Genomic DNA, 594 nt, shown 5'->3' on the forward strand with positions numbered 1-594 from the left:
CGGAAATCTGTCCATTCATGCGCCGCCAGTAGGGAGGCGGATGCGATCACTCGTTTTAATGGGCGTCGCCTTGAGCAAGCGACAAAGCAGTGCCGGGGTTATTTCGAATATGTGCTCTCGAAAATATCAATCTTGAAGGGCAGGAAAATGTCGAGTCACGATCCTATTTATGACGCGCAGCTGTTGCGAGATCTGGACATCATCAATGAGCGGACCTCGCGAGAACTTGGGCCGTTACCAGCGCGCGGATTGCCCACCGTGCCAGTGCATCGGCCCAGGCTGCCAAGCCCTGGCATAAGGGGTGGGATTGAGTGACTAGGACTTACCACTTATGACCAACACACAAAAGCTTTTGCGTGAACGTCTCGCCGCCGCGCTGCGTCTCGGCATCAGCTTTATGGAAGGGTTCGAGGATGACCAGACGCAGGACACCGTGACGGATGATCTCAAGGCCATGCGCGGCGCGCTGGCCGAGTATGAGACGCCGTCGCCATCCGTGCATCATGTCGCGTGGGAGATCGAGCTGGACGCCAGTCATCCCCGCGAAGCGGCGGAACTGGCGCTTGCGATCCATCGTGACCCCGCCAGCATTGC

At 58.1% G+C, this 594-nt stretch carries 1 protein-coding gene; it reads left to right on the forward strand.

What is annotated here, in order from left to right; translation table 11 throughout:
• Nucleotides 1–331: 331 nt before the first annotated feature.
• On the forward strand, nt 332–594 hold a 263-nt coding region (locus LG367_RS18395; RefSeq protein ID WP_226470734.1), incomplete at its 3' end, for a hypothetical protein.

Origin of the sequence: Luteimonas panaciterrae (assembly GCF_020511115.1) — a bacterium.
Lineage (GTDB): Bacteria > Pseudomonadota > Gammaproteobacteria > Xanthomonadales > Xanthomonadaceae > Luteimonas > Luteimonas panaciterrae.